At 70.0% G+C, this 25,050-nt stretch carries 22 protein-coding genes; 11 read left to right on the top strand and 11 right to left on the bottom strand.

Translation table 11 applies throughout. From position 1 onward, the window contains the following. Positions 1–67: 67 nt before the first annotated feature. Genes BLS95_RS26430 through BLS95_RS26445 form a run of 4 tightly spaced genes read left to right on the top strand, consistent with a single transcriptional unit; the run spans position 68 to position 2,622 of the window. Complete coding sequence (locus BLS95_RS26430; protein WP_090936659.1) at positions 68–691, top strand: hypothetical protein; 624 nt, start codon at positions 68–70, stop codon at positions 689–691. Beyond that, positions 688–1,011 carry a winged helix-turn-helix domain-containing protein gene (locus BLS95_RS26435; RefSeq protein WP_090936662.1) on the top strand — a complete coding sequence of 108 codons (324 nt, stop codon included), beginning with the start codon at positions 688–690 and terminating at the stop codon, positions 1,009–1,011. Before BLS95_RS26430 ends, BLS95_RS26435 begins: the two co-directional genes overlap by 4 nt. Next, positions 1,008–1,889, top strand: coding sequence for an ABC transporter ATP-binding protein (locus tag BLS95_RS26440; protein ID WP_090936665.1), 882 nt, complete (start codon positions 1,008–1,010; stop codon positions 1,887–1,889). The genes BLS95_RS26435 and BLS95_RS26440 overlap by 4 nt, the downstream gene beginning before the upstream one ends. After that, on the top strand, positions 1,882–2,622 hold the full coding sequence (locus BLS95_RS26445; RefSeq protein WP_090936668.1) for an ABC transporter permease: 741 nt from the start codon (positions 1,882–1,884) through the stop codon (positions 2,620–2,622). The genes BLS95_RS26440 and BLS95_RS26445 overlap by 8 nt, the downstream gene beginning before the upstream one ends. A 66-nt stretch (positions 2,623–2,688) precedes the next feature. On the opposite strand, the gene BLS95_RS26450 is transcribed toward BLS95_RS26445, so the two are convergent. From BLS95_RS26450 to lon, 5 genes are all read right to left on the bottom strand, one after another. Then, a complete protein-coding gene (locus BLS95_RS26450; protein ID WP_090936671.1) occupies positions 2,689–3,915 on the bottom strand; it encodes a S1C family serine protease in 1,227 nt (408 codons plus the stop codon). Between the two features lie 154 nt (positions 3,916–4,069). Next, positions 4,070–5,605, bottom strand: coding sequence for an AMP-binding protein (locus BLS95_RS26455; protein WP_090936674.1), 1,536 nt, complete (start codon positions 5,603–5,605; stop codon positions 4,070–4,072). Between the two features lie 118 nt (positions 5,606–5,723). Beyond that, complete coding sequence (locus tag BLS95_RS26460) at positions 5,724–6,341, bottom strand: hypothetical protein (RefSeq protein ID WP_090936677.1); 618 nt, start codon at positions 6,339–6,341, stop codon at positions 5,724–5,726. Positions 6,342–6,539: 198 nt separating this feature from the next. After that, positions 6,540–7,667, bottom strand: coding sequence for a Fic family protein (locus BLS95_RS26465; RefSeq protein ID WP_090936680.1), 1,128 nt, complete (start codon positions 7,665–7,667; stop codon positions 6,540–6,542). 198 nt (positions 7,668–7,865) lie between these two features. Next, positions 7,866–10,238, bottom strand: a complete 2,373-nt coding sequence (gene lon / locus BLS95_RS26470; RefSeq protein ID WP_090936682.1) for an endopeptidase La — start codon at positions 10,236–10,238, stop codon at positions 7,866–7,868. A gap of 177 nt (positions 10,239–10,415) precedes the next feature. Between lon and BLS95_RS26475 the strand changes: the two genes are divergently transcribed. The 4 genes from BLS95_RS26475 to BLS95_RS26490 all read left to right on the top strand — a co-directional run bounded on the left by BLS95_RS26475 (position 10,416) and on the right by BLS95_RS26490 (position 15,313). After that, on the top strand, positions 10,416–11,078 hold the full coding sequence (locus tag BLS95_RS26475; protein WP_143043874.1) for a hypothetical protein: 663 nt from the start codon (positions 10,416–10,418) through the stop codon (positions 11,076–11,078). A gap of 112 nt (positions 11,079–11,190) precedes the next feature. After that, positions 11,191–12,498, top strand: coding sequence for a sensor histidine kinase (locus BLS95_RS26480; protein ID WP_143043875.1), 1,308 nt, complete (start codon positions 11,191–11,193; stop codon positions 12,496–12,498). Continuing rightward, positions 12,495–13,154, top strand: coding sequence for a response regulator (locus tag BLS95_RS26485; protein ID WP_090936690.1), 660 nt, complete (start codon positions 12,495–12,497; stop codon positions 13,152–13,154). Before BLS95_RS26480 ends, BLS95_RS26485 begins: the two co-directional genes overlap by 4 nt. A gap of 920 nt (positions 13,155–14,074) precedes the next feature. After that, entirely contained in the window at positions 14,075–15,313 is a 1,239-nt protein-coding gene (locus BLS95_RS26490) for a phenylacetate--CoA ligase family protein (RefSeq protein WP_245765290.1), read from the top strand. A 26-nt stretch (positions 15,314–15,339) separates the two neighbouring features. On the opposite strand, the gene BLS95_RS26495 is transcribed toward BLS95_RS26490, so the two are convergent. The 6 genes from BLS95_RS26495 to BLS95_RS26520 are packed head-to-tail and all read right to left on the bottom strand — an operon-like array spanning position 15,340 to position 21,847. Continuing rightward, positions 15,340–16,344: an Lrp/AsnC family transcriptional regulator gene (locus tag BLS95_RS26495; RefSeq protein ID WP_176993391.1), complete on the bottom strand. Its 1,005-nt coding sequence runs from the start codon at positions 16,342–16,344 to the stop codon at positions 15,340–15,342. A gap of 19 nt (positions 16,345–16,363) precedes the next feature. Next, the gene (locus BLS95_RS26500) at positions 16,364–17,203 is read right to left on the bottom strand and encodes an alpha/beta fold hydrolase (protein WP_090936699.1); all 840 of its coding nucleotides are present in this window, start codon (positions 17,201–17,203) and stop codon (positions 16,364–16,366) included. A gap of 49 nt (positions 17,204–17,252) precedes the next feature. Beyond that, positions 17,253–18,107, bottom strand: a complete 855-nt coding sequence (locus tag BLS95_RS26505) for an ABC transporter permease (RefSeq protein WP_090936701.1) — start codon at positions 18,105–18,107, stop codon at positions 17,253–17,255. Beyond that, a complete protein-coding gene (locus BLS95_RS26510; protein WP_090936704.1) occupies positions 18,104–19,054 on the bottom strand; it encodes an ABC transporter permease in 951 nt (316 codons plus the stop codon). Before BLS95_RS26510 ends, BLS95_RS26505 begins: the two co-directional genes overlap by 4 nt. A 4-nt stretch (positions 19,055–19,058) precedes the next feature. Next, entirely contained in the window at positions 19,059–20,639 is a 1,581-nt protein-coding gene (locus BLS95_RS26515; protein WP_090936707.1) for an ABC transporter substrate-binding protein, read from the bottom strand. Further along, positions 20,639–21,847: a dipeptidase gene (locus BLS95_RS26520; protein ID WP_090936710.1), complete on the bottom strand. Its 1,209-nt coding sequence runs from the start codon at positions 21,845–21,847 to the stop codon at positions 20,639–20,641. Before BLS95_RS26520 ends, BLS95_RS26515 begins: the two co-directional genes overlap by 1 nt. Positions 21,848–21,976: 129 nt before the next feature. Here BLS95_RS26520 and BLS95_RS26525 point away from each other — a divergent pair, with 129 nt between their 5' ends. The 3 genes from BLS95_RS26525 to BLS95_RS26535 all read left to right on the top strand — a co-directional run bounded on the left by BLS95_RS26525 (position 21,977) and on the right by BLS95_RS26535 (position 24,949). After that, positions 21,977–22,978 carry an ABC transporter ATP-binding protein gene (locus BLS95_RS26525; protein ID WP_090936713.1) on the top strand — a complete coding sequence of 334 codons (1,002 nt, stop codon included), beginning with the start codon at positions 21,977–21,979 and terminating at the stop codon, positions 22,976–22,978. Continuing rightward, complete coding sequence (locus BLS95_RS26530) at positions 22,962–23,978, top strand: ABC transporter ATP-binding protein (protein WP_090936716.1); 1,017 nt, start codon at positions 22,962–22,964, stop codon at positions 23,976–23,978. Before BLS95_RS26525 ends, BLS95_RS26530 begins: the two co-directional genes overlap by 17 nt. An 86-nt stretch (positions 23,979–24,064) precedes the next feature. After that, positions 24,065–24,949: an alpha/beta hydrolase gene (locus tag BLS95_RS26535; RefSeq protein ID WP_090936719.1), complete on the top strand. Its 885-nt coding sequence runs from the start codon at positions 24,065–24,067 to the stop codon at positions 24,947–24,949. The last annotated feature ends 101 nt before the right edge of the window (positions 24,950–25,050 follow it).

Raw genomic sequence — 25,050 nt, forward strand, 5'->3', positions numbered from 1 at the left:
GCCTCTGGTCTTTGCACGGCAATCTGGTTTAAGATGCAAACCAGTTTGAGTTCGCGAGGAGTTTGCGATGACGGAGGACGACGAGCGTACGGCGAGCCCCGAGGAGCTGCTGCGCGTCATCGAGGAGCAGAGCACCGCGACCGTGCGCTACCTCACCGCCGATCCACGGCTGTACTACCTGCCCTGGGGCGCCGCCTGGCTGGTCGGTTACACCGCGTTCTTCCTGCACTACGGGCTCGGCGGCCACTCCTACGCCCCCATCTCCCAGATGCAGGCCCTGGCCGTGCTGATGGCCGCCCACGTCCCGGCGATGACGATCATGGGGGTCGGGATCGCCCGAGCCAACCGGCTCGTTCGCGGCAAAAGCCGTTCACGCGGAATCATGTATGGCTTCGCATGGTTCGCTGGCTTTGCGGCGATGTACATCATCTGCGGCAGGGTGAGCTCCCTGCTGCCCCAGGAGGAGAGCGGCCTCCTGTGGGCGGGCTCGCTGCTGGCGGTGGTGGGGATCCTGTACATGGCGAACGGCGCGATGGCGCTGAATCGGCCGATGTTCCTGCTCGGCATCTGGGTGACGGCCGTCAACGCGCTGGGCGTGCTGCTCGGCGCCGGCTGGCACGCGCTGCTGGCGGCGGTGCTGCTGGGCGGGGGGTTCATCGGCGCCGGCCTGTGGCTGAGGCGATCCCCATGAATCCGGACGCGGCCCCGCCGGAGCTCGATCCGGTGATCCACGGGCAGGCCAGGTTGCGGGTGATGGCCACGCTCAACGTGCTGCGCGACGGGGACGAGATGGCGTTCGCGTCGGTGAAGGAGCTGCTCGGCATGACGGCGGGCAACCTCTCCGTGCACCTGACCAAGCTGGAGGACGCCGGATACGTCCGGATCACCAAGACCCACAAGGGCCGTACGCCGGTCACGTACGTGGCGCTGACCAAGCGCGGCCGGCTGGCCTTCGAGGACTACAAGCAAACCATTCGCGCACTACTGGACAACGCAGGAGGTAAGCCATGACGGTGCTCGCCAGAGCCGGCGACGTCACCCGCCGCTACGGCGACGTGCTCGCGCTCGATGGCGTCTCGCTCGATATCAGGGCGGGTGAGATGGTCGGCCTGCTCGGCCCCAACGGGGCGGGCAAGTCCACTTTGATCAACTTGTTCGTGGGGCTGCGCCGCCCCACCTCCGGCACGGTGGAGCTGCTCGGCGGCTCGCCGCAGGATCCGGCCCGGCGGCTCGGCATCGGCGTGACGCCTCAGGAGACGGGGTTGCCCGAGACGTTACGCGTCGGGGAGATCGTCGACTTCGTGGGGGCGCATTTCCCGAAAAGGGTGGAGAAAGGGGAGCTGCTTGAGCGGTTCGGCCTGAGTGACCTGATCAAGCGGCAGATGGGCGGCCTGTCCGGCGGGCAGAAGCGGCGGGTGGCCGTGGCACTGGCCTTCACGGGCCGGCCGCGGCTGGTGTTCCTCGACGAGCCCACGACCGGGCTCGACGTCGAGGCCAGGCGGACGTTGTGGGAGGGCATCAGGGCCTTTCACGAGGAGGGCGGCACCGTGCTGCTCACCAGCCACTATCTGGAGGAGATCGAGGCCCTGGCCAAGCGGGTCGTGGTCGTGGGCCACGGCCGGGTGCTGGCCGACGACACCGTGGACGCCGTACGCGCCATGGTGGGCGTCCGGCGCGTCTCGCTGGTCGCCGAGAACCTGCCCGAGCTGCCCGGCGTGCTCGGCTCCGAGCTCGTGGACGGCCGTACCAACCTGGTGACCACCGATCCCGACCGGCTGGTCGTCGAGCTGGTGAGGAGCGGCACGCCGTTCTCCGGGCTCGAGGTCAGGCCGACCACCCTGGAAGAGGCCTTCCTCGCCATCACCTCGAAGGAGGGCGCGCATGTCTAGCCTGGTCGCCGCGCACACCCGCTTTTTCGTCATCGAGCAGCTCAGGGTGCCGATCGGCATCCTGGCCAGCGCGTTGTTCCCGGCCATCTCGATGCTGGCGTTCGTGGTGCCGTTCGCGGGCGACGATCCGCAGGCCGCCACCCAGGCGACGGGCTCGCTGATGTTCTTCGGCTCGATGTCGAGCGCGCTGATCTCGCTGAGCATCGTGGTCTCCCAGGACCGGGAGCAGCCCTGGAACACCTACGTACGCACGCTGCCCGCGGGGCCGTTCCCCCGTTTCGCCGGGCGGATCCTGTCGGGCTTCGCCGTCATGGTGCTGTCGGTGATCCCCTCGCTGCTGGTCGGCGCGCTGTTCACGGAGGCGACAGCGACGCCGGCCCAGTTGCTGATCGGGCTGGTCGTGCTGATCGTGACCGGGATCCCGTTCATGCTGATCGGCCTGTTCGTCGGCTTCACGCTGTCGGCCAGGGCCACCCTCGCGGTCTCACAGCTGCTGTTCTTCCCGCTGGCGATCCTGGGCGGGCTGCTGATTCCGCCCCAGATCCTGCCGGGGTTCATCGAGGTCGTCTCGCCGTTCACGCCCGCCAGGGGCGCTGCCGAACTGCTCTGGTGGGTGACCACCGACCACGCGCCCGACCTGGTCGCGGTGATCGCACTGGCCGTATGGACCGTGGTCGCGGCGGTGGCCGCCTCCTGGGCCTACCGGCGCGACGAGGGCCGGCGCTTCAAGTGATGGGGGGGGTGTGCCGCCGAGTCCGCAGCGATCTCGACGGCACACCCGTCCATGTGGGGGTCCTGATTACTTATCCTCTTGAAGGGTCACGTCGATCTCGTGCGACGTTCCATCCCTCATATATGTGATCTTGACCTGTTGGCCCGGTTTGAAACCTCTGACCTGCCCAACAACCGTATCTCCCCCGTCAACCGCTGTGTCACCGATCCTGGTGATGAGGTCCCCCTGCCGCAGCCCCGCCTTCTCCGCCGGGCTGCCCGCGGTGACCTGCCTGATCAGCGCGCCGGGCACGTCGCCGGTCGCGTCCGTGACGCTCACCCCGAGGAACGCGTGGCTGACCTTGCCGCTGCTGATGAGCTGCTCGGACACCTGCTTGGCGGTGTTGACCGGGATCGCGAAGCCGACCCCGCCGCCGGCCGCCTCCGAGGCGATGGCGGTGTTGATGCCGACCAGCTCGCCCGCGGCGTTCACCAGGGCGCCGCCGGAGTTGCCGGGGTTGATCGAGGCGTCGGTCTGGATGGCGCCGCCGATCGTGGTCCCGGGGCTCTGCTGCTGCTCCTGGCCCCAGCCCGGCGGGAGCTGCTGGCGCTGCTCCGGCCCGGTGGTGAGCGTACGGTCGAGCGCGCTGACGATGCCTGCCGTGACCGATCCGTCCAGGCCGAGCGGGCTCCCGATGGCCAGCACGGGGTCGCCCACCTTGAGCGCGTCGCTGTCGCCGAGGGTGGCCTTGCTCAGCCCGGAGACGCCCTCGGCCTTGATGACGGCCAGGTCGGTGGCCGGGTCGGTGCCGACGACCGTGGCCCTGGCCGTCTTGCCGTCGCTGAACTTGACCGTCATCTGCCCGCCACCCTGAGCGGCGCCCTCCACCACGTGGTTGTTGGTGAGAATGAGGCCGTCCTCCGACAGCACGACGCCGGAGCCCTCACCGGTCTGGCCCTCGATCATCACGACGGTCGGCTGCACCTTCGCCGCGACCTCGGCCACGGTGAGCTGGTCGGAGGCCGACCTGAAGACCGGGCTCGGCGCGCTGGCGGTGGCGACCGGCGTGGGCTGGAACGAGGTGGCGACGACGGCTCCGACGACACCGCCGCCGACCGCCATGGCCGCCAGGGCGAGCCCCGCTATGGCCTTCTGCCCGGCGGTGAAGCGGGCCGGCCTGGGCGGCGCGGGCGGGGGCGGGGGCTGCTCCATGGCGATGGTGTCGCGCCGGGGAAAGCCCCCGGCGGCCGGCGGAGTGGCGCCGAACTGGCTCCACCCGCCGGTCCCCTGCTCCTGAGGCTCGTTCGCGTTCATCTGTCATCTCCCTCGAGTCCCGATAGCTCAAGGGTGTCAACTCTTACGTAAGAGCTGGTTAAGCCAGTGATCGGGGTGGGCTTACGGTCCCTGACGACGCCCTTATCGGTCGAGGTGGGACGCCGATCGGAGCCGGGGAAAATCTTCCCGGAATTTACCCGGCGGGCGGCCAGTACTCGTCCCTGAGCAGGCGCTTGTAGAGCTTGCCGGTCGGATGGCGGGGCAGCTCGGCGCGGAAGTCCACCGACTTCGGGCACTTGTAGTGGGCCAGGCGCTCCCGGCAGTACGCGATCAGCTCGGCCTCCAGCGCCGGCCCCGCCTCGGCCATGGACATCGGCTCGACCACGGCCTTGACCTGCTCGCCCATCTCCTCGTCCGGCACCCCGAACACCGCCACGTCGGCCACCTTCGGATGCACCGAGAGCACGTTCTCGGCCTCCTGCGGGTAGATGTTCACGCCGCCGGAGATGATCATGTACGAGCGGCGGTCGGTGAGGTAGAGGAAGCCGTCGGCGTCGAGGTAGCCGATGTCGCCCAGCGTGGTCCAGCCCCGGCCCCGGGGGTCCTGCACCGAGCGGGTCTTGTCGGGGTCGCCGTGGTATTCGAAGCGGCCGCCGTTCTCGAAGTAGATCGTGCCGTGTTCGCCCCGCGGGAGGTCGTTGCCGTCCTCGTCGCAGATGTGCACGACGCCGAGGAGGGAGCGGCCGACGGTGCCGCGGTGTTCGAGCCAGTCCTGGGGGCCGACGTAGAGGAAGCCGTTGCCCTCGGTGCCCGCGTAGTACTCGTGGATGATCGGGCCCCACCACTCGATCATCTGCTCCTTGACGGGTACGGGGCAGGGCGCGGCCGCGTGAATCGCATACCTAAGCGACGAAATATCGTATTTTGTCCGGGTTTCTGGTGGCAGCTTGAGCAGCTTGATGAACATCGTGGGCACGAGCTGCGAGTGCGTCACCCCGTACCGCTCGACCAGCTCCAGATACCGCTCCGGCTCGAAGCGCTCCATCACCACCACCGTGGCGCCGAACCGCTGGAACGTCAGGCAGTAGCGCAGCGGGGCGGCATGGTAGAGCGGCGCGGGCGAGAGGTAGACGCTGTCCTCCGCCGGCGCGAACAGCGCTCCGATGAGCTTGAACAGCGTGCCGGGATCGGTGAGCGGGGGGTGCGCCGAGGGCCACTTGACGCCCTTCGGCCGGCCGGTGGTGCCCGAGGAGTAGAGCATGTCCGCGCCGGTGCACTCGTCGTCGATCGGGGTGACCGGCTGCTTGGCGACGGCCTCCTCGTACGACTCGAAGCCGGCGGCCACGCCGTCCAGCATGAGCCGGAGCTCGACGCCGGGCGTGGCGGCGGTGATCGAGGTGGCCGGCTCGGCGAGGTCGGCGCTGGAGATGAAGACCCGCGCGCCGCAGTTGTCGACGATGTAGGCCAGCTCGTCGGTCTGCAGCCGGGAGCTGATGGGCGTGTAGTAGAGGCCCGAGCGGTGCGCGGCCCAGGCGATGGCCAGGAAGAGGGGGTGGTTGGCGAGCATGAAGGCGATGTGGTCACCTGGGCGTAGCCCGGCCGCGCGGAACAGGTGTGCCAGCCGGTTGGACTCCTCCTCCAGCTCGCGATAGGTGATGACCTGTCCGGAGCCCGCCATGATCACAGCGGGCTTGTCTGGGGTGACTGCTGCGATGGCTCCCGGATACATGAACAGAACAGTATTCGGTTGTTCGCTCGCCGCGCCAGAACCCGGCAGGCCCCGGAGCCCCGCGCTGAACCCGTGAACCGCGGCCTCGCCGTTGAGGCCGCGGTTCACGGGGAGAGGATCAGGCGGCCGCGTGGTAGACGTCCTCCCAGCCGGAGTGGTAGCCGCTCGGGCCGTGCCGGGGGCCCGTGCTCACGTCCACATAGATATGGGCGGCGTTCCTGCCGAAGAAGGAGAATTCCTTCGCGCGCTTGGAGCAGTTGGAGAAGCTCTTGAAGTACGAGGAACCGTCCAGGTTCACGACCTTGAACGTCTCCCAGGCGCAGTTGCGCTTGCCCCACCACTTGTTGTTCTGCAGCGTGCTGTGCACCGTGTAGAAGGACTCGTAACGCCACTCCCACGTGTGCTTCTTGACCTTCTTCACGACCCAGTGGCAGTCTTTCTCGCCTTTGTGCTCGCCCTTGGCCTTGTGGTCATCCTTGCCCTTGTGGTCGTCCTCGCAGACCCACTTCTTGACCGGCACCCACTTCCAGAACCAGTGCTTGAAGCGCTTCTGGTCAACGCTCACGTGGCCGGAAGCCTTGGCCTTGTGGTCACTGGAGAAATAGGGTCCCCAGTCGTCGGAGTAGTCAGTGGCGGATGTTGCGGACGTGGTGGACGCGTTCGCGGCGACGGGAGCGCCGATCGCCACCACAGTGGCCGCCGCGACGCCGATGAGGATTCGTGAAACGAATCGCACTTTGGGGCCTCCTCGGGAGAGGTTTTGCTGTCCCCGCTTTCGTACGCCGGACGGATTGCGCCGTACTTACAATTCGCTTAACGCCACCCATTTGCCGATAAAGGCGGATATTTCCGATCATCCACGCGTTTCCACATCTCCCTCCGCCCCAGCCCGGCCGGTTTCTCCCGGCGACGGATCCGAATCCGTCGACCGAGATCAGCTGTACGGGTCGCGCAACTCCGTGATCCGTTCGGCGAAGTCCTCCTTGATCCGCTCCATGCGCGGACCCGGCGCGTAGAAGCGCCCCTTGGTCTCCCCGTACGGCCGCAGCCAGCCCTTGGCGGCGAGATCGCGCATGTCCCGGGCGGCCTGCCCCTGGCTGAGGCCCTCATCGGCCTGGTAACGGCTCCTGCGCAGCCGCGTGTTCACGAACACCTCGTAGAGCGCGGAGACGGTACGGCCGTTCAGCCCGTCGGCGTCGACCTGTTCCTCCAGCAGAGTCCAGATCTCTCCGGCTTCGGCCAGCCGCCCGCGAACCCGCTGCGCCTGCATGTGATGCGCCCTCAGGCAGAACCGCACCCACGGCAGCGTGTCCCCGTGCGGACTCCATCGCCGCCCGCCCACCTCGCCGAGCACGTCGTAGTAGTCGAGGGTGGCGCGCTGCTGACCGAGCCACTCCTCGATGGAGGAGAACTCGGGCGGCAGGATCTGCTCCCGGCCCAGGATGAGCGTCTGCAGCGCCCTGGACATGCGGCCGTTGCCATCGCGCCACGGATGGATCTTGACGAGGTTGAGGTGGGCCATGGCGGCCCGCACATAGCCGGGAGCGTCCAGGTCGCCCTCGTTGAGCCAGGCGACCAGCTCGTCCATCGCGCCGGGGACCAACGCCGCGTCGGGACCTTCGTAGACGACCTTTCCCGTGTCGGAAGCACGGACGTAAATGGCCCCCGGCCGGATGACCCCAGGACCCTTGTGGCGATGATGGCCGATGATCATGAAGTTGAGCGCGTTGAGCACCCCGACGTCGTATCGGAACACCGGAGCACACGACAAAACCTGTATGTAGGTGAGTGCCTGCTGATAACCCGCGATCTCCCGCGCCACCCGCTCCGACGTCTCCAGCGGCTCCTCACCGGCCATGATCGACTGGATGTCCTCGACACTGGCCTGGTAACCCTCGATCGCGTTCGAGCCCTGGATCGCCCGCGCCTGCAGTTGCCTGCGCAGTTGCCCGTCCCATCGGTGGGTTTCGGCCAGCCGGTATTTCAGGTCACGCCGCATCTCCTCGATCTCCTCAAGGACGGCCTTGTCCGCGGATTCGAGCGCTGGAGCCCCGTACAGCATGCCCTCATGTCAGCATGGCCGATTCATTCAGTCAAACGACGGAATGAATCGTTCAATTGCCCTCGAACCGGGCGTAGCTCCGCAAGACGGAACTGGCGGCTCAAGGGCGAGGCGGTGCGGCAGAAGCCGCCGGGCGAAGCGACGCTGCCCCGCCGCACCCCCGTTGGGGTGTGGCGGGGCAGCGGGCGCCCGCGGTGGTCAGGCGGCCACGGTGGAGGCGACCTGGGCCGGGCTGAGCGCGATGTCCAGGACCTCGCGAACGTCGCTGACCGGGTGGATGGTCAGCTCGCCGCGAACCTCCTCGGGCACGTCGTCCAGGTCCGGCTCGTTGCGGGCCGGGATGAGCACGGTGGTGATGCCCGCCCGGTGCGCGGCCAGGAGCTTCTGCTTGACGCCGCCGATCGGCAGCACCCGGCCGGTCAGCGAGATCTCGCCGGTCATGGCCACGTCACCGCGGACCAGGCGGCCCGACAGGAGCGAGGCCAGCGCGGTCGTCAGCGTCACGCCGGCCGAGGGGCCGTCCTTCGGCACCGCGCCCGCAGGGAAGTGGACGTGGACCGAGCGGTCCTTCAGCGCGGTGACCGGCAGCTCCAGCTCCGCGCCGTGGGAGCGCAGGTAGGACAGCGCGATCCGGGCCGACTCCTTCATCACGTCGCCGAGCTGGCCGGTGAGCGTGAGGCCGGTCTCGCCGGTCTCCGGGTCGGCCAGCGACGCCTCCACGTAGAGAACGTCGCCACCGGCGCCGGTGACCGCCAGGCCGGTGGCCACGCCGGGCACCGACGTGCGCTGGGCGGCCTCGGGCAGCGACGACTCCGGCACGAACCGCGGCCGGCCGAGGTAGCCGACCAGGTCATCCTCGCCGACCGTGACCGGCAGCTCGCCCCCGTCCGCCGTCGCGGCCGCCACCTTGCGCAGGATCCTGGCGATCGCCCGATCCAGCGAGCGGACGCCTGCCTCGCGGGTGTACTCGCCGGCCAGCCTGCGCAGCGCGCCGTCCTCGACCGTGACCTCCTCGGCGGTCAGCCCGGCCAGCTCCCGCTGCCTGGGCAGCAGGTGGTCGCGGCCGATGGCCACCTTCTCGTCCTCGGTGTAGCCGTCGAGGGTGACGACCTCCATGCGGTCCAGCAGCGGCCCGGGGATGGCCTCCAGGACGTTGGCCGTGGCCAGGAACAGCACGTCGGACAGGTCCAGCTCGACCTCGAGGTAGTGATCGCGGAACGTGTGGTTCTGCGCCGGGTCCAGCACCTCAAGCAGGGCGGCCGTGGGGTCGCCGCGGTAGTCGGCGCCGACCTTGTCGACCTCGTCGAGCAGCACGACCGGGTTCATCGAGCCGGCCTCGCGGATGGCGCGGACGATGCGGCCGGGCAGCGCGCCGACGTATGTGCGCCGGTGGCCACGGATCTCCGCCTCGTCGCGGACGCCGCCGAGCGCCACCCGGACGAACTTGCGGCCCATCGCGCGGGCCACGGACTCGCCGAGCGAGGTCTTGCCGACCCCGGGAGGGCCGGCCAGGGCCAGCACCGCGCCGCTGCGCCGGCCGCCGACCACGCCGAGGCCCTTGTCCTGGCGGCGCTTGCGTACGGCCAGGTGCTCGATGATGCGGTCCTTCACGTCGGCCAGGCCCGTGTGGTCGGCGTCGAGCACCGCCCGCGCGCCGGTGATGTCGTAGTTGTCCTCGGTGCGCTCGTTCCACGGAATGTCGAGCACCGTGTCGAGCCAGGTGCGGATCCAGCCGGTCTCGGGCGACTGGTCGGAGGTCCGCTCCAGCTTGTCGACCTCCTTGAGGGCGGCCTCGCGCACCTTCTCCGGCAGGTCGGCGGCCTCCACTCGGGCCCGGTAGTCCTCCTCCTCGGACTCGCCGGCGTCGCCGTTGAGCTCCTTCAGCTCCTTGCGCACCGCGGCGAGCTGCTGGCGCAGCAGGAACTCGCGCTGCTGCTTCTCCATGCCCTCCTGAACGTCCTTGCGGATCGTCTCGGCGACGTCCAGCTCGGCGAGGTGCTCACGGGACCATTCGATCAGCCTGGCCAGCCGGTCGGCGGGGTCGGCCGCCTCCAGCAGCTCGACCTTCTGTGCCGTGGTCAGCCACGGGGTGTAGCCGGAGCTGTCGGCCAGCACCGACGGGTCGTCGATCTGGTTGACCTGGTCGACCACCTGCCAGGCGCCGCGCTTCTGCAGGATCGTGGTGGCCAGGGCCTTGTACTCCTTGGCCAGCTCGTGCGCGCGCTCGCCGGCGGGAACGGTGTCCATGGTCTCGGCCTCGACCCACAGCGCGGCGCCGGGGCCGGTCGTGCCGGTGCCCACGCGGGCGCGGCCGACGCCGCGCACCACGGCGGCCGGCTCACCGCCCGGCAGCCTCCCCACCTGCTCGACCACCGCCTGTACGCCGATCGCACCGTAACGGCCGTCGATTCTGGGAACGAGCAGGACCCGCGGCTTGTTGCCACCGGATGCGCGGGCCGCGTCTATGGCAGCGCGCACCTCGGAGTCTGACAGGTCCAGCGGGACCACCATGCCCGGGAGGACGACCGCGTCGTCCAGCGGCAGCACCGGGAGGGTCAAGCTCTCACTCATGCGAACTCCAAAGGGTTGAGTTATACCGACTCAATTCATCGGAGCCCGCTAATGTTCCCAAGGTTGCCCGTGTTCGCTCATGGCGATCGTAATTGTGTAAGTGATACCTGAGGGTGACGGGCAGGATCAGACCCTGGTGTGACGCCCTCGGCGGGACGGCTCCGTAAGCTTGACCAGGTGATCTCCGTCCGACGCGCCCGCGACCAGCGCCAGCGGCCCCACCCGCCGCAGGCCCGTACCCGCCCGCCGCAGGACGCCCCCATCCCGATCACGCCGACCCCCGATCACCAGACCACCGACAACACCACACTCGATCCGAAAACCACCGACGGCACCCAGCCGACTCCCATCCGGGATACTCCCGAGGCCGCCGACCTGACCCCCACCCAGGACGCCACCGACTCCGGCGCTCCCCCTCCCGTCCAGGCTGTCCCCAAGGACACGAAGCCGCCCGCCCAGACCGATCCAGGCGCCATCGACCGCACACCCACCGGAGACAGCCCCACCGAGGCCACCCCCAGCGGGGATGATTCCGCCCAGAACACCTCCTCCGGAGAGCACGATTCCGACCGCGACAGCTTCGACCCCAACGGCTCCACGGGAGTGGACACCACTGGGGACAACCTCACCGGCCACAACCCCGCCGGGGAAGCCCCCAGACGGAACGGCTCCGCCCTGCGCGCCTCCACCGGGCACGATTCCACCCGGAACGGCCCTGTCCTTGGCGACTCCGGCCCGGGCGACTCCGGGCGGGGCGACTCCGGGCGAGGCGACTCCGGGCGGGGGTGGCTCCGGAGGGAATCGATTCGGGCTGGGTGGGTGGTGGCCGGGGCGGGGTGAGGGGGTCGGGCGGGGTGACGGGGTCCGGCGGGGTGACGGGGTCCGGCGGGGTGACGGGGTCCGGCGGGGTGAGGAGGTGGGCGGGCGGGTTTCGTGGCAAGGGGTTGGTGGGGTGATCTGGCCGCGGATGCAGGTCACCTTGCGGCCGTTCGCGATGGCGTTGGTGCAGGGGGATGCCGACCCTCCTCCGGCCTCCGGGCGGCTGTCGTTCCGGACGCCGCGCTGGCTCGCGCTGCTGTTCCCGTTCAGGATCGTCAGCCTGGTCCAGGTGGCCGATCTGGTGCTGGCCCTCGTCCTGTTCCTCCTGACCCTGTCGACCGTCTCGGACTGGAACGTCCAGGCGGCGCGGGCCCACGAGGTCAACCCCGCCGTGCCGGGGCCGGTCCCTATGTGGTTCCTCTATCTGACCGCTTTCGGGGCCTCTTTGCCCGTGGCCCTGCGGGACCGCCGGCCGCTGGTCGCCTGGCGGGTGGCGGCCCTGCTGATGCCCGTCTCCATCTGGGTGGCTGGCACCATCGGCCATACCGACCCGCCCTACGTGTCCACCGTGATCCCGGCTTATCTGCTGGTCCTCTATTCCGTCGGGGTGCGCTGCGACCGGCAGATCACCGTGGGGGTCTGGCTGGTGTCGGTGCTGGCGGCCTGGATCGTGCATCCCAACTCGATGATGCTGGTGACCGTCATCGTGACGGTGGCGCTGCTGTTCGGCTACAACGTGCGCGTCCGGCGGCGCGCCACGGACAAGCTGGTGGTCGAGGAGCGCCGATCCCAGGAGGCCAAGAGCGCGCAGGCCGTACTGGCGGAGCGCGCCCGCATCGCCCGCGAGCTGCATGACGTGGTCGCGCACCACATGTCGGTGATCGCGATCCAGGCCGAGGCGGTGCCGCTCAAGGCCAAGGGGGATCCCGTGCAACTGGAGGCGGGGCTGACGGAGATCAGGCAGCTGTCGCTGGAGGCCATCGCGGAGCTACGCCAGGTCCTCGGCGTGCTGCGCGATCAGGACGGCCGCACCGACACCGCGCCGCAGCCGGGGCTCGACCGGATCGACGAGCTGGTCACCAACGCCCGCGCCGCCGGCCTGGCGGTGCTCGTCAAGCAACCCGAGCCGCCGGGCAGGCTGCCGCCCGCCGTGGAGCTGTCGGCGTACCGTATCGTGCAGGAGTCGCTGAGCAACGTGATGCGGCACGCACCGGGCGCGCCCGTCGCGGTGGACATCGCGCTCAACGGCGAGGAGTTACTTCTGCACGTCGTCAACGGGCCGGGCGCCGAGCCCGGCGCGGCGCCCGGGGCCGGTCAGGGGCTGGTGGGCATGCGCGAGCGGGCGGCGCTGCTCGGCGGCACGCTCACCGCCGGGACCGTCACCGGCGGCGGCTTCGAAGTACGCGCGAGGCTGCCCATCGCCGACAGGGAGAGCCTTTGATCCGGGTGCTGATCGCCGACGACCAGGGGATGGTGCGCACGGGGTTCACCGTGTTCCTCAGCGCGCAGCCGGACATCGAGGTGGTGGGCGAGGCGGCCAACGGGCGGGAGGCGGTCGAGCGGGCCGCCGAGCTGGGCCCCGACGTGGTGCTGATGGACGTTCGGATGCCGGTGATGAACGGCCTGGAGGCGACCAGGGAGCTGATGTCGCGGGCCGCGCCGCCGAAGGTGCTCATCCTGACGACGTTCGACCTCGACGACTACGTCTACGAGGCGTTGCGGGGCGGGGCCAGCGGGTTCCTGCTGAAGGACGCCTCCGCCGCGCAGCTCGCCGAGGCCGTACGGGTGGTCGCGGCCGGGGACGCGCTCATCGCGCCGGCGATCACCAAGCGACTGATCCACGAGTTCGCCCGGCTCGGCGGACCCGCCCGGCCCGCGCCGCAACGGCGGCTGAGCGAGCTGACCGAGCGCGAGATGGAGGTGCTCAGGCTGGTCGCCCAGGCGCTGTCCAACCACGAGATCGCCGAGCGGCTGTTCGTGGCCGAGCAGACGGTCAAGACGCATGTGGGGCGGGTGCTGACGAAGCTCGGGCTGCGCGACCGCGCCCAGGCGATCGTCTTCGCCTACGAGACGGGGTTGGTCCGCCCTGGTGAATGAGGCAGGAGCGGGGGTCACTCCCCGTCCCGGTGAAGGAGGCCGGAGCGGGCGTCACTCCCCGTCCCGGTGAAGGAGGCCGGAGCGGAGGTCACCTCCCCGTCCCGGTGAAGGAGGCCGGAGCGGGCGTCCTTCCCCTGTCCTGGTGATGAGGCTGGAGCGGGGGTTACTCCCCCGTCCTGGTGAATACGGCGAGCGCTCATTGGCCAGGCGGCTGAGGTGGACGATCCGGTGGCGCCCGACGAGCGGGGCGAGCGTCTCTCGGCCAAGCGACCGGGGCCGGCGGACGATCCTCCGCTCCCACGAGCGGGGCGAGCGTCCTCCGGGGATCGCCGAGTGAGGTGGGCGTTCTCCAGCGCTCGCCGAATAAGGCGGGCGGGCGTTCTCCGGCCGGCGAGTCAGGCGGACAATCCTCCGGCTCCGCACGAATGGGGCGGGCGTTCCCCAGCGACCGACGAGTGAGCCGTGCCTTCCCCAGCCAGACGGACGAGGCCGACGATCCTCCAGCGGCCCACGAACGACGCGGGCGTTCCCCAGCGACCGACGAGTGGGCGGGCATTCTCTTGGGGCCCGGTGACCGACACGGGTACTCCTCGCGTCCGGCGGTCAACACCGGGGAGCCTCGCGCCCGGAGGCCAACCTCCTCGGCCCCGGAGACCGGCGCCGGGGGTACTCCTCGGGGCCGGTGGTCGGGACGGGGGGGTGGTTTGGAGTTTGGAGGGGGAGGTGGGTGGTTTGTTGGGGTTTGGTGATCGTGGTGGGCGTTTCGGTGGGGTGGGGAGGGGTCGTAGAGTCGGCGGATGGACCCGGTTGAGCTCTTTCATCGAGTGGCGGCGACCGTTCCCGCTTATAGGGCGTTTCTGGCGGAAAATCACGTCGATCCCCAGAAAATCGAGACATTTCAGGATTTCGTGGGGCTGCCGATGACCACGAAGGACACCTACACCCTCCGGCACCCCCTCCCCGACCTGTGCCGGGACGGCGTGATCGGGGACATGATCGCCGTGTCGTCCGGCTCGGCGGGAGTGCCCTCGTTCTGGCCCCGGTCCGCCTCCGACGAGCGAGTGATCGCCGAGCGCTTCGAGGAGGTCTTCCGCGACTCCTTCGCCGCCCGCGAGCGCCGCACCCTGGCCGTGGTCTGCTTCGCCCTCGGCACCTGGGTGGGCGGCCTGTTCACCGTCAACTGCTGCCGCCACCTGGCCGAACGCGGCTACCCGATCACCGTGGTGGCCCCCGGCACCGACCGCAGGGAGATCCGCCGCGTCATCCCGGAGCTGGCGCCGTACTTCGACCAGGTGGTGCTCCTCGGCTACCCGCCCTTCCTGAAGAACGTCATCGACACCGAGGACCTCCCCTGGGCCGACTGGAACGTCAAGCTGGTCACGGCGGGCGAGGTGTTCAGCGAGGAGTGGCGCACCCTGGTCGCGCGGCGGGCCGGGATCGCCAACCCGGTACGCGGCATCGCCTCCCTGTACGGCACCGCCGATGCCGGAGTCCTGGGCAACGAGACCCCGCTGTCGGTCGAGATCCGCCGCTTCCTCGCCACCCGCCCGGACACCGCCAGGCGACTGTTCGGCGAGTCCCGGCTGCCGAGCCTGCTCCAGTACGACCCGGACGTGCGCTTCTTCGAGGCACACGACGGCACCCTGCTCTTCTCCGGCGACAACGGCGTCCCGCTCATCCGCTACCACATCGCCGACGAGGGCGGCGTCATCCCGTACCGGGACCTGCTCGGCTTCGTCAGGGAGCACGGCTTCGAGCCCGCTGTGACGGGCCCCGAGCGCCCGTTCGTGTACGTCTTCGGCCGCAGCCACTTCACGGTGTCCTACTACGGCGCCAACGTCTACCCGGAGAACATCGCGATCGGCCTGGAGCAGCCCGCGGTCAGCGGTGTGGTGACGGGCAAGTTCGTGCTGGAGGTGGTGACGGACGCGGCCCAGGACCGGCACCTGACGGTGACGGTGGAGCTGATGCCGGGCGAGCAGCCCTCGGAGGAGACGGCCCAGGCGGTCGGCGCCTCGATCCTGTCCCAGTTGCTGCGGCTGAACAGCGAGTATGCGAACTACGTGCCCGCCGCGCAGCAGGCGCCGTTCGTCCGGCTGCGTGAGACGGGCGACCCGGAGTACTTCCCACCGGGCGCCAAACACCGCTACACCCGCTAGAGGGCGCGAGTCGCCCCGCCGGCCTGCTAAAGCGTGAGCTCCTGGGTCAGGGCCGCGGCGACGCGGTCCTCGGCCCACGGCACCATGAGGAAGCCGCGCTTGACGGTCAGCACCTGCACGCCCGCCGTCCACGACTGGATGCCCGGCACCGAGGCCAGCGTGCGCGAGGTGAAGTGGTGCAGGTCGGCCGTGGTCGGCACGATCACCTCGCACATCAGCGACGCCTGCCCCAGCATGGACGCGATCATCCGCACCCCCCGCTCGTTCGACAGCCGCTCGGCCACGCTGTCCTGCATGCTGGGCTCGACCGACAGCCAGAACAGGATCTCCGCCTCGTAGCCGAGCGCGGCGGCCGGGATGAACGTGGCCACCGTGGCGCAGCCGCGCTCCAGCATGGCCTCCAGCCGTCGCCGGGCCGTGCTCTCGCTGATGCCCAGCCGCCGCCCGACCGACTGGAAGCTCGCCCGCCCGTCCTCCCGCATCGCCGCGAGCACCTCGCGGTCGAGGTCGTCGAGGTGGCCGCGCTCGCACGCGTGGACGCGGGGCGGCGCCGCGAACGGCACCGCCCGCTCCCCCAGCAGCGGAACGCTCCAGTCGTAGCTCACCTTGTAGGTGTGCAGCACCAGGTCGGCGTTGCTCTGCTGGGTGCCCGGAATGGTCTCCACGAACTGCACCAGCATCGAGTACAGGTCCCGATGCTTGGGGGCGACCAGCTCGAACACGATGTCGTAGCCGCCCGTGACGATCGTGACGTACCGGATGTCGGGGTTGCGGGCGAGCAGCCCGGCGACCTTGAGCTGGCTGCCCGGCGCGCAGGTCAGCCGCACGATGAACACGTGGATGGGTCCGTCGTGCTCCAGGTGCGGCAGCACCGCCACCCGGGCCAGGCCCGCCGCGAACAGGCTCTGCGCCCGCCGGGCCACGGTCGTGGTGGAGGTGCCGAGCAGCTGCGCGATGTCGGTCCAGCTCGCCCTGCCGTTCACGTGGAGTGCGGCGAGGATCTTCCGGTCCAGGTCGTCGAGATCATCCATCGGGGGCATCATCGCGCGTTCAGTGCCGTTCTCGCACCCTGACGAGGAAGTCGCGTACGGTCGCCTCCCACAGCTCGGCCTCCTCGACCTGCGGCGAGTGCCCCGACTGCTCGAAGACGCGCAGCTCGGCGCCGGGGATCAGCCCGGCGATGGTCTCGCTGCACGCCACCGGCGTGATCCAGTCGTGCCTGCCGACGGTCACCAGCGTGGGCGCCGTGATGGCGGGCAGGAGGTGCTTGATGTCGTAGTTCGGCTGGTTCACGGCGAACGCGAAGTTGTGCGTCCTGTAGTGGTACGGCGTGGCGGCCACCCGCTGCTCGACCTTGGCCGGGTCGTAGTCGTGGTCGTAGAGCGGCAGGATCTCCCGCCAGCAGTCCCGCAGGTCGGCGTCGTCGCGCACGGTGCCGGACATGATCCGGTCCAGCTTCTCCTGGTCGATCGTCACCCGGGAGGAGGCGGCGGCGTTGCGGACGGCCAGCTCCTGGTTGCCGTTGTCGGCCGAGGTGTCACGCAGCACGACCGCGCTCACCCGGGAGGGGTGGCGGGCGGCGTACTCCATGGCGATGAATCCGCCGTACGAGCCGCCGGCGATCACGACCTGCTCCACGCCGAGCCACTGGCGCAGCGCCTCGACGTCCGCGACCCACTGCTCGTGCGTGAACGGGCCGTCCTGCCCGCTCCGCCCCGAGCCCCGGGCGTCGAAGACGACCACCCGGTACGCGTCCGCGAGCCGCCCGAAGCTGGCCGCCGGCTCGGCGAGCGAGCCGAGCCCCGGCGCGCCGTGGTGGGCGATGATCGTCTGCTCTCCGTCCCCGAGGATCTCGACGTTGAGCGAGGTGCCGTTGATGTCGACGAACACGTGTCTCTCTTTCAGATGATGTCGGTGGGCTCGCTCGGCGGCGAGCAGGTCATGAGGCGTCCCTGTGGTTGCGGGCGTCGTTGTAGGCGACCGACAGCAGCGTCGTGGACAGGACCAGTAGCAGGATGGCCAGCGACGGGAACAGGGTGGTCCACCAGGCGGAGGCCAGCGAGCCCGACTGCTGCGCCTTGTGCAGGATCGTCCCCCACGACCAGCTGCTCGGGTCGCCCAGGCCGAGGAACGACAGCCCGGCCTCGGCGATCACGGCGCGGGAGGTGGTCAGCACGACCGACACGCCCACGACCGGGATCACGCCCGGCAGCAGGTGCTTGCGCACGATCCACAACGAGGACCCGCCGACGACCTTGGCCGCCGACACGAACGGCATGGGCACGATCGACAACGCCTGCGAGCGCACCACGCGGGCCACCTCGGGCCAGCTGAACAGCGCGATCACGACGGCCAGCGTGCGCACGCTCGGCCCGGCCAGCGCCGCCACCAGGATCATCAGCGGCAGCATGGGCAACGACAGCGACAGGTCCACCAGCACCCCGAGCGGGGTGTCCAGGCGCCGGAAGTAGGCCGCGCTGACGCCGATCAGCAGACCGATCACGATGGCCAGCACCGAGGCGCTGACGCCGACCGCCATGCTGACCCTGGTGCCCCAGATCACCTGGGCGAACACGTCCTGCCCGATGTCGTCGGTGCCGAACCAGTGCGCGCCCGAGGGCGGCTGCGAGGTGTCGGTGCCGTACCCCTCGGGGAAGGGGGCGATCAGCGGCGCGAAGATCGCGATCAGCGCCAGCAGGACCAGCACCACGCCGCTGGCCAGGCCGAGCGGGTTGCGCCGGAAGGAGGCCCACGTCCGCTGGCGGGGCGTGAGTTCCACGGTTGCCGCGGTCATGTGCGCACCCTGGGGTCGAGGATTCCGTACGCCACGTCGGTGATCAGGTTCGCCACCACGACGGCGGCCGCGAGCAGCACGAACGCGCCCTGCAGGACAGGGAAGTCGAGCTGCCCGACCGCCTCGTAGATGGCCCGCCCGATGCCCGGGTAGGCGTAGATGGTCTCGGTCAGCACCGCGCCGCCGACCAGCGTGCCGAGCTGGAGCCCGGCGATCGTGGTCGTCGGCAGCAGCGCGTTGCGCAGGGCGTGCTTCCACACGACCTTGCCCGGCCGCACGCCCTTCGCCTTGGCCAGCGACACGTAGTCCTCGCCCAGCGCGTCGATGAGCGTGGTGCGCATCGTCAGCACGTAGCCGCCGAGCTGGACGAGCACCAGCGACAGGCACGGCAGCACCAGGTGGTGGATCATGCTGAGGGTGGCGCCGATGCCGGTGGCGTCGAGGTCGACGGCGCCGCCGATGGGGAACCAGCCGAGCCAGACGCCCAGGACGTACATGAGGAAGATCCCGACGCTGGGGACGAACAGCGACTGCGCGGTGACGCCGGTGATCTGGATCACCCGGTCCAGCCAGCCCTTGGCCCTGGTGGCGGCGAGCACGCCGAGCGGGATGCCCAGCACGATCGTCACCACCATGGCCGTGATCGTCAGAATCAGCGTCCACGGCAGCCGCTCCATCAGCACGGTCGTCACCGGGATCGACTGCCGGAAGGACATGCCGAGATTGCCGTGCAGGAGCTGGCCCAGGTAGTCGAGGTACTGCACCCCGAGCGGCTGGTCCAGGCCGAAGTCGGCCAGCAGCTTCTGGTGCAGTTCCTCGGTCATGTTCGGGTCGGCCACGGCCAGCACCGGGTCGCCGGGCAGCAGGCGGACCAGGAAGAAGGTCACCGTGACCGCGAACCACAGGGTGAGCACGCCGCGGGCCAGCCGTAGGCCGATGAACCTCATCCGATCAACCCGCCGGTTTCGCCGCGGCGAGGGAGAGCGGGTTCAGGATGGACAGCAGCTCGCTGGGCATCGGCTTGAACCCCGTCCACCCGGTCGAGTACGCGATGTTGAACGTCTCCACGTACAGGACGTTGTCGTAGACCTGGTCGTGGATGATCCGCGCGGCCTGCTGGATCGGCGCCTTGGCCTCGGCCGGGCTCAGCGCCCGCTGCGACTGGTCGATCAGGTCGTCCAGCTTGGGGTCGGTGACCTTGCCGTAGTTGATGAACCCGCCGCTCTTGAAGGCCAGTCCCAGGTTGGCGGGCGGGTTGTCCATGATCGCCCACGACCCGGCGTAGATGTCGAAGTCCGACTTCAGGCTCTTGTCCACGTACGTGTTCCGCTCCAGGCCCTGGAGGTTGATCGTGATCCCGGCCTTCTTCGCCGAGTCGCGGACCATGGGGGCCCAGCGGGCGATGTTCGGGTCGGCCTGGTCGTAGATCATGCCCAGGGTGAGGTTGGAGACCCCGGCCTCGGCCAGCAGCTTCTTGGACAGCTCCGGATCGAAGGTGTACTCCTTCGAAGTCGGGTCCATGTAGGCCGGCTGCGAGGGCGTCAGCACGCTGGAGTTGGAGGACTTGGCGAAGCCCTTCATCGCGATGGTCCTGATGGCCTCGTAGTCCACCGCGTGCGCGAGCGCCTGGCGGACGCGGACGTCGTCCATCGGCTTGCGCTTGGTGTTGTACTGCAGGTGCGCCCAGCCCAGCGACGCGATCTGCTGCAGCTTGACCTTGGGGTCGCTCTTCAGCTCGGCCGCGGTGGCGGGCGGCAGCACGTTGCCGATCAGGTCGATCTCGCCGTTGCGCAGGGCGAGGACCTCGGTGTTCACGTCGGGGAAGACGCGGAAGACGACCTGCTTGATCGTCGGCTGTCCCGGGCCGAAGTCGGCGACGCGGTCCATGACGTAACGCTGGCCGCGCTCGACCTTGGTCAGGTTGAACGGCCCCGCGCTCACCCAGTTGGAGTCGTTGGCGAACTTCTGCACGCTCGGCGCCTTCTCGAACACGTGCTTGGGCACGACCGGCAGCCAGAAGCCGACGTTGTCCAGGAAGGTGCCGTCGGGGCGGGTGAGGTGGAACCGCACCTCGGTCGGCGAGACCGCCTCCGCCTTGTCCAGCGCCGTGATGAGCCCGGCGACGACGCCGAAGTTCTCCTTCTTCACGGCGTTCACGGTGAAGGCCACGTCGTCGGCGGTGACCGGCTTGCCGTCGGTCCACTTCATGTCGTCGCGCAACGTGGCCGTGGCGGTCTTGCCGTCCTCGGAGTAGGACCACTCGGTGGCCAGGTACGGGATGCGCTTGCCGGCCTCGTCCATCTGGGTGAGGTGCGGGTACATCAGGTCGGTGACCCAGGAGTCCGTACGGCTGTTGCCGACCAGCGGGTTGTAGTTGACCACGTCGGCGGTGGTGCCGATGGTCAGCCGGTCGGCGCTGGCGGCCGGGGCCTGCGAGCCGGACGTGCCGCTCGATGACCCGGGCACGCTCGGGGCGCAGGCCCCGCTCAGGGTAAGGGCCGCCAGCGCGGCCAGCAGGGTGGCACGTCTCATCAGATCCAGACCTCTTCCAGTACCCGCAGCACGTTGCCGCCGACGACCTTGGTGATCTCCTCGTCGGAGTAGCCGTGGCCGACGAGCCAGGCGATGATGTTCCAGAAGCACTCGGCCGGGTTCTCCAGGCCGTCCACGTACGCGACCTTCTCGTACGGGGTGTCGCCGTGCGCCTCGTTGAGCGACAGGTGCTCGGCGAAGGTGTCGTGCAGGCCCACGTGGTCTCCGAACAGCGTGTCCGGGCCGAAGGCCACGTGGTCGATGCCGACCAGGTCCACACAGTACGTGAAGTGGTCCATCACCGACTCCAGGCTGTGGCGGGGGTGGTCCGGCGACAGGGTCGTGTGCGGGGCCGCCTCCAGGCCGATCACGCCGCCGCGCTCGGCCGCCGCCTTGATGACCGAGTCCGGCTTCATCCGGTTCGTCGGCCAGACCGAGCGGGCGCCCGCGTGGGTGATGAGGATCGGCTTGGTGGAGTGCCGGATCGTGTCGAGCGCGGTCTGGTCGCCGGAGTGCGAGACGTCGATGGCGATGCCCAGCTTGTTCATGCGGCGCACGGCCTTCTCGCCGAACAGGGTCAGGCCGCCGTCGCCGCGCTCCTTCAGGCCGCTGCCCAGGGTGTTGGCCTCGCTGTAGGCGATGCCCATCTGGCGGACGCCGAAGCCGTACAGCATGTCGACGCGGTCGACCTCGTTCTCGATCATGGTGGCGGCCTCAAGGGCGAGGACCAGGCCCATACGGCCGGTCTCGTGCGCCTCGCGTACGTGGGCCAGGCGCTCGACCTTGATCAGGTAGTCCTGGTGGGCGATGTCCGACAGGCGCATGCCGATGTCGGCGACCACGTCGTCCCACTTCCAGCCGGCCTGGCTGGTGATGCAGCAGGTGCCGTCCATGAGGTTGTCGAAGACGACGGTCATGCCGGAGCGGGCCAGGCCCTCGTATCCGGTGCGGTGGCGGGCGGTGCGGTTGTAGTCGACGGTCTGGCTGATGTCGTCGGGGAAGATCGACGGGTGGTCGTGCAGTGAGATGACCAGGCTGTCGGTCAGCAGGCGGCGCACCCGCTCGGTCTGCTCGGCGGTGAGCTCGGGGCCCTGGTACGCGGGAACCCTGCCGAGTTCCGGCGCCAGGTCGAACTCGCGGTAGTCCACACCCGCCTCCAGGTATTCGTAGGAACGGTAACCCTTGTAGCTCTTCGCGGCTTCCAGCACTTGCTATCCCCTCTTGTCCGATTGCGGGAAGTTTGCCAGGATCAGGCGCGAAAGACAATATTGGAGTTGTTTTCCGGCAGCCAAGCCGGAGTGAGCGCCAAGTTTCGTCACAACTGAGGAAGGGGTGCGGTGAGCGAAGCACCGGTCCTGGAAATTCGTGACCTCCACGTCACGTTCACCGCCCACGGGCGCGAGATCCCGGCGGTCCGCGGCGTGGACCTGACCATCGAACGCGGCCAGACGCTGGCGCTGCTGGGCGAGTCCGGCTCGGGCAAGTCCGTCACCGCCAAGGCCGTCATGGGCCTGCTCGACCAGCCGAACGTGCACGTACGGTCCTCCGTGGCCCGGCTCGCCGGCCGGGACCTGCTGACCATGTCGGCCGAGGAGCGCCGGGAGCTGCGCGGCAGCGGCATGACCCTGGTCTTCCAAGACGCCCTGTCGGCCCTGAACCCCGTGCTCAGCATCGGCGACCAGGTCGGCGAGCTGTTCCGGGTGCACCGGGGCCTGTCACGCAAGGAGGCCAGGGCCCGCTCGATCGAGATGCTGGACCTGGTGGGCATCCCGGCCGCCGCCAGGCGCATCGACGACTATCCCCACCAGTTCTCCGGCGGCATGCGGCAGCGCATCCTGGTGGCCATGGCGGTCGCGCTCGAACCCGACCTGATCATCGCGGACGAACCGACGACCGCGCTGGACGTGACCGTGCAGGCGCAGATCCTGGAGCTCATCGACCGGCTGCGGCGCGAGCTCGGCACCGCCGTCCTGCTCATCACCCACGACCTGGGGGTGGCTGCGGAGGTCAGCGACCGGGTCGCGGTGATGTACGCGGGGCGGATCGTGGAGAGCGGCGAGGTCCAGGAGTTGTACGACCTGCCCGCGCATCCGTACACGGCCGCGCTGCTCGCGGCCATTCCCGACCTGGAGCGCCCGTCCTCGACGCTGCGCGCCATTCCGGGTTCGCCGCCGAGTCCCGCGTCCGTGCCGCCGGGGTGCTCGTTCGCGCCGCGCTGCGACCGGGCCACCGGCATGTGCTCGGAGGCCCGGCCGGCGCTGAGGCTCCTGGACACCGGCACCGGCCGGCGCGCCGCCTGCCACTACTCGGAGGAGATGCTCAATGGCGCCCTCGCCTGAACCGACCACCGCCGGCGGGCGCGCGGCCACCGCCGCCGAGCCCGTGCTGCGGGCCTCGGGACTGCACAAGACCTACCACGGCGGCATGCTGTCCCGGGGCGGCGCGGTGCGCGCCGTCGCGGGCGTGGACCTGGAGCTGTACGCCGGGGAGACGCTGGGCATCGTCGGCGAGTCGGGGTGCGGCAAGTCGACCCTGGCCCGCATGCTCGTCGGCCTCGAACGCCCGGATCAGGGCGAGGTGACCTTCCGCGGCCGGCCGTTCTTCACCCGCGGGGGCGTGCCGCGCGACATCCGCCGGCGGGTCCAGATGGTCTTCCAGGACCCGCTCACCTCGCTGAACCCGCGCATGACCGTGCACGACATCGTGGCCGAGCCGCTGCGCGTGCACCGCCTGTCCCCGAACGCCCGCGCGATGCGGGACCGGGTCGGCGAGCTGCTGACCCTGGTGGGGTTGCCGCCGGACCGGATGAACCGGTTCCCGCACGAGTTCTCCGGCGGGCAGCGCCAGCGCGTCGGCATCGCCCGCGCCCTGGCCACCGAGCCGGACGTGATCGTCTGCGACGAGCCGGTCTCGGCGCTGGACATGTCGGTGCAGGCGCAGGTGGTGAACCTGTTCGCCGAGTTGCAGAGCACGCTGGGGGTGGCGCTGGTCTTCATCGCCCACGACCTGGCGGTGGTGCGGCACGTGTCGCACCGGGTGGGGGTGATGTACCTGGGCAAGCTCGCGGAGATGGGGCCGGCGGCCGAGGTGTACGGGGCGCCCGCGCATCCGTACACGATGGCGTTGATGTCGGCGGCGCCGGTGCCGAAGCCGCAGCTGCGGGGGCGCTCGCGGATCATGCTGGCCGGCGACCCGCCGAGTCCCGTCGCGCCGCCTCCCGGGTGCCGCTTCCACACGCGCTGCTGGAAGGCGACCGAACGGTGCGCCGAGGTGGAGCCCGCGCTGGAGGCGGTCGGCGACCACTTCGCCGCCTGTCACTACGCGGAACGCGCGTCGTAGGTAACCCCCGTCCCCCTGGGGTACTACGCGGAAGTTCAAACCCTGCGGTGACGCGGCCGGAGGGCCACTCTCCGTAGCGTCGCGGCATGCTCAGACACCTCTCGCTCTCCGCGATCCTGGCGGCCGGCGCGATCCTGGCCTGGCCGGGGCAGCCGCCGGGCCGGCTGGTGAAGGTCTACGGCGATCCGGCCACGGCCGATCGGGTGGCGGTCATCGTGCCGGGTGCGGACACCACGGTGGCGACGTTCGACAACAGCTACCGGCGGCCGGGCGGGGCGGCCCGCGCGCTCCGCGCCGAGGCGGCCCGGCTGGCGCCCGGGCAGGAGCTGGCGGTGGTGGCGTGGCTGGGTTACGACGCGCCGCTCACGGTCAGCCTCGACGTGCTGACGGACGGCGCGGCCGTCGAGGGGGCGGCGGCGCTCCGGCACACGGTCGAGCGGCTGCACCGGGGCACCACCGCGTCGATCGCGCTGCTGTGCCACAGCTACGGCTCGGCGCTCTGCGCGCGGGCGGTGCCCGGCTTACCGGTGACCGACCTGGCCGTCTTCGGCAGCCCCGGCCTGGCGGCGCCCTCCGCCGCCGCACTGGCGGGCCCGCCGGGCCCCACCCCCGGCACCACGCCGGCGACCCCGCCCCTCCCCACCTCCGGCGCCACGCAGGCGGGCCCGCACCGCCCCACCTCCGGCGGCAAGCAGGCGGCGGGCGCCGGATCGGCCTCGCCGCTGCGGGTGTGGGCGGGGCTCGGGGGCGACGACTGGGTGAGGTTCGTGCCCAAGGTCAAGATCGGCCCGTTCGGCTTCGGCGCCGACCCGATGAGCGGGGCGTTCGGCGCCCGGGTCTTCGAGACGGGCCCCGGCGGTCACAGCGACTACTTCGCCCCAGGCACCCCCTCACTGCGCAACCTCGCCCTGATCGCCCTGGGCCGCCGCGGCCAGGTGACCCCCTTGACCTCCCCGATCCTGGGTAGGTGACATGAGGAGGAGACTTTAATGACATGGTGTCGTCATAAGCTTGACGCTGTGTGCCGATGTTTGTGACACTTCGTCATGAAATGTCAGTGCGAGTTGGGGTG

The sequence above is a fragment of the Nonomuraea jiangxiensis genome, assembly GCF_900099965.1.
In the GTDB taxonomy this organism is placed as follows: Bacteria; Actinomycetota; Actinomycetes; order Streptosporangiales; family Streptosporangiaceae; genus Nonomuraea; species Nonomuraea jiangxiensis.

What these genes read in the sequence shown, in the direction of transcription:
- BLS95_RS26430 (WP_090936659.1), top strand. Translation starts at nt 68, where the DNA reads ATGACGGAGGACGACGAGCGTACGGCGAGCCCCGAGGAGCTGCTGCGC.
- BLS95_RS26435 (WP_090936662.1), top strand. Translation starts at nt 688, where the DNA reads ATGAATCCGGACGCGGCCCCGCCGGAGCTCGATCCGGTGATCCACGGG.
- BLS95_RS26440 (WP_090936665.1), top strand. Translation starts at nt 1,008, where the DNA reads ATGACGGTGCTCGCCAGAGCCGGCGACGTCACCCGCCGCTACGGCGAC.
- BLS95_RS26445 (WP_090936668.1), top strand. Translation starts at nt 1,882, where the DNA reads ATGTCTAGCCTGGTCGCCGCGCACACCCGCTTTTTCGTCATCGAGCAG.
- BLS95_RS26450 (WP_090936671.1), bottom strand. Translation starts at nt 3,915, where the DNA reads ATGAACGCGAACGAGCCTCAGGAGCAGGGGACCGGCGGGTGGAGCCAG.
- BLS95_RS26455 (WP_090936674.1), bottom strand. Translation starts at nt 5,605, where the DNA reads ATGTATCCGGGAGCCATCGCAGCAGTCACCCCAGACAAGCCCGCTGTG.
- BLS95_RS26465 (WP_090936680.1), bottom strand. Translation starts at nt 7,667, where the DNA reads ATGCTGTACGGGGCTCCAGCGCTCGAATCCGCGGACAAGGCCGTCCTT.
- lon (WP_090936682.1), bottom strand. Translation starts at nt 10,238, where the DNA reads ATGAGTGAGAGCTTGACCCTCCCGGTGCTGCCGCTGGACGACGCGGTC.
- BLS95_RS26490 (WP_245765290.1), top strand. Translation starts at nt 14,075, where the DNA reads ATGACCACGAAGGACACCTACACCCTCCGGCACCCCCTCCCCGACCTG.
- BLS95_RS26495 (WP_176993391.1), bottom strand. Translation starts at nt 16,344, where the DNA reads ATGGATGATCTCGACGACCTGGACCGGAAGATCCTCGCCGCACTCCAC.
- BLS95_RS26505 (WP_090936701.1), bottom strand. Translation starts at nt 18,107, where the DNA reads ATGACCGCGGCAACCGTGGAACTCACGCCCCGCCAGCGGACGTGGGCC.
- BLS95_RS26510 (WP_090936704.1), bottom strand. Translation starts at nt 19,054, where the DNA reads ATGAGGTTCATCGGCCTACGGCTGGCCCGCGGCGTGCTCACCCTGTGG.
- BLS95_RS26515 (WP_090936707.1), bottom strand. Translation starts at nt 20,639, where the DNA reads ATGAGACGTGCCACCCTGCTGGCCGCGCTGGCGGCCCTTACCCTGAGC.
- BLS95_RS26530 (WP_090936716.1), top strand. Translation starts at nt 22,962, where the DNA reads ATGGCGCCCTCGCCTGAACCGACCACCGCCGGCGGGCGCGCGGCCACC.
- BLS95_RS26535 (WP_090936719.1), top strand. Translation starts at nt 24,065, where the DNA reads ATGCTCAGACACCTCTCGCTCTCCGCGATCCTGGCGGCCGGCGCGATC.